The sequence below is a fragment of the uncultured Gimesia sp. genome (genome assembly GCF_937919775.1).
Taxonomy (GTDB): domain Bacteria; phylum Planctomycetota; class Planctomycetia; order Planctomycetales; family Planctomycetaceae; genus Gimesia.
The window spans coordinates 1-2848 of record NZ_CALFPF010000088.1 but is presented as its reverse complement, the minus strand read 5'-3'; the positions used below and the strand labels follow the sequence as shown (position 1 = coordinate 2848).

At 49.1% G+C, this 2848-nt stretch carries 3 protein-coding genes; 1 reads left to right on the top strand and 2 read right to left on the bottom strand.

Features of this window, described 5'->3' with window-relative positions:
• The first annotated feature begins 371 nt into the window (after positions 1-371).
• Entirely contained in the window at positions 372-680 is a 309-nt protein-coding gene (locus Q0294_RS02295) for a hypothetical protein (RefSeq protein ID WP_299460510.1), read from the top strand.
• Between the two features lie 15 nt (positions 681-695).
• On the opposite strand, the gene Q0294_RS02290 is transcribed toward Q0294_RS02295, so the two are convergent.
• A complete protein-coding gene (locus Q0294_RS02290; RefSeq protein WP_299460508.1) occupies positions 696-1316 on the bottom strand; it encodes a hypothetical protein in 621 nt (206 codons plus the stop codon).
• Positions 1317-1495: 179 nt separating this feature from the next.
• A partial coding sequence (locus Q0294_RS02285; RefSeq protein WP_299460506.1) for a hypothetical protein occupies positions 1496-2848 on the bottom strand: 1353 nt, incomplete at its 5' end.

Sequence of the window (2848 nt, the reverse complement as noted above, 5' to 3'; positions counted from 1 at the left end):
CAGCGTGTGGAAGTTGCCCCCCTGAGAAAGTTAACAATCTGGTCGGGTTAGTCAAAAAAATCATGGCAAACGAGGCTGTTTTTCATGCTCTTCCTGCTACTCCGGGGGAGTGAGCGACCGATTTTCATCAGTCCTATTTTTTGAATCGGGGGGAAATCCAGGAAATAGTTCTTTGGCGTACCGAATAAATCAGATCGATAATTTTATCGAATAATAACAAAGAGAACGGCTTTCGAACTCTTGTGACAGATGCGGGAAAGGCTGGACGATATTCGTGAGGTCAACCTGCCAAAACACCTGAGTCGAATGTGATGAACAGGAGGCTTAACTGAAAAACAGGTGAACGAAGATTTTTGCAAGAGGTACAGTGAATGAGCATCAGCATAGACAGCATCCAGTCGCTTAATGAACTCCGTGAATACATCCATAAAACGCTTTGTGAAAAAGAGAATCTGCTCGAAGAACAGTTCACGATGTCCGAAATGGCGCTCCGACGCCGCGGTCGAAACTGTGGGCTTCAATTTTCGATCAATGGGCCGCGTAGTGTACGGTTAGGGGCAATCTGGGCTTCTGACTCCAACATGATTTATTTTTACGATGCCCGTGGAGAACGGTACGCGAAAGTCCATCTTCCGAATCGGGTGTTTGTGCCGGAAGGGGAATCAGAAGAAGCAGCCTGAAGACGCGACACTCTGCTACTCACTGATTTCTTGATGAGATATCAGCTTCTGCAGTCTTGCTTCGGCTTTGGTGCTTCCATATTTCACAGCCATTCTGTAATGCAGGATGGCGATGTTGGGAGTCGCATGTTTTTCTTCCGCATTCCGACCTAACTCAAAAAAGCGTTCTGCTTTAGATTGAGTCACCGCTTGCGAAAGCGAACTTCTCTCTGGAGGCAGGTCGCCTGAATCGGCAGTGCGCTTTGAGTCAGGGGTGTGAGCGTGTTGAGAGAGCAGTTGCTGTTTCCAATGCTGATGCCCGCCTGAGTTTCTGATCGACGCTGGGGCCGAATTCAACAGCATCCGGTCCATCGCTTCAAAATCGTGGATGTAGACACTGACACTGCTGTTCGCGCTTTGAAATGCCTGTCCATATGAGCTTCCCTGCCGAAACGGTCCAACCTGCCTCGATTGGACAGCACCGGAGTGGAAGCCGCCCAATAGGGCGCTGCCCCGATCGGGAACACTCACCGTTGTACCCGTCGAAAATTGCTGTACGACAGGTTGCTGAATCCGGATGGCTTGTGCGTGGCTCTGCTGATTCTGAACGGATCCCGCGATGAAAAGCACGCTGATGCCGACGAGCCTGTAATTCATGGTCTGTCCTCCGACTTGATTGGAATGACACATGTTTGTGTGATTCATCGTAAGGCACCGGCGGCGGTCTGGCAACTGTTTTTTCAAATGAAGCGAGATTGCCGCCATTAATAGAAAAAAACCGGCCTGGGAAATCATCCAGGACGGTTTGATGGGAAAAGTATTCTACAAGCGATGGTTTAATACAACCAGTCGATACCCACACTCCAGGTGCCTACGCTCCAGGTTTGGCGTTGTACATCGATCGATGGGAATAAACCTCTGGTTGGCATACCCTGCCAGCGAATGCTGTCAAAAGGTCTGGCGACTTCACCGGCGACAATATAGGTGTAACCGACTTTGAATTTGGCTTCCTCAAGAATTTTCATGCGTTTTAACACGGGTACATGTCCGAAAATGTCCATTTCCGCAAAGATCGATTGCTCAAAAATGGGTGATACGTGTGTGTTTGTTTGAGAGCTGGCAAACGCATTCGGGTTGGGATCCGCAGCGGTGGGGTCAATTAACGCTTTGGGGCGATCGACATCATCCGGATCAGCTCGGATTCCCATGCCGACGTTATCACCACTCAACTGAATTTTTTCCTGATTGGCCATCAAACCCAGTTTGGTTTGTCCCCAGATCTTAAACTTTTCACCACCCAGGTCAAATTGAAAACCAATTTCAGGACCTGCCAGATTCGTATCTACTTTACTGTCCACAACTGTAGTATAGGGTATTACGGGGAGCCCGGTTACAGGGTCTACCGGTGCGGCGAAAAATGCCGTCGCGGTACCTGTGCCTGCGGTTCCGGAGTCGTCTTCCACAACGCCAGCGTTATCAATAATGTCATCCTGGTTTTCATCAGATCCGGTGGGATGCGAGAACAGTTTCAGGTCGGGGCGGATGCCCGTAATACTTGTGGCGTCACTGTAAAGCAAACCGCTGTCACGTCCTACGAATGAGAATCCTTCTTTTACTTTCAGGTATCTCGCACCAACGAGACCGCGAACTTTCATATTCTTTTTGTCAACGACGGGGGTTGACATCCAGGTTGCATTCGTGCCCCAGGCCTGACTGACGACTTTAATTCTGAAATCCAGATCGTAAGGAACCGTCACGCCGTTTACCGTACCGTCGTCAAGTGGCAAACCACCGAGATTCATCAATTCATTTTGTAAGATGGTATTGATTTGGGCTGTCGTCACGCCGGGGATGGAAGACACGACTCCCGTTCCCGTGGGATCAATATAGTTGGGCGGTGACAACAGGATATCCATGATTGCCTGGTTATTGGGATCCGGTTTGTGTGTTGAATTCGTGATCGCAGTCCATTCCGAATCAGCAGTGGCAATCCACCAGCCTGTCAACTCAAATCCACTTTCGTCATCGTTGGTCCAGCCCCAGCGGAGACGTGTACCAGGAGCATACAGATCGGGAACAACATTGTATCTGGCATGGTCAAAATAATTCAGGTTTTCTGCGGTTGTAGCAAACTCATCATCCGTGGCATCAATCAATTCATCTTCTACCATGTTAAAATAGGAGATAGT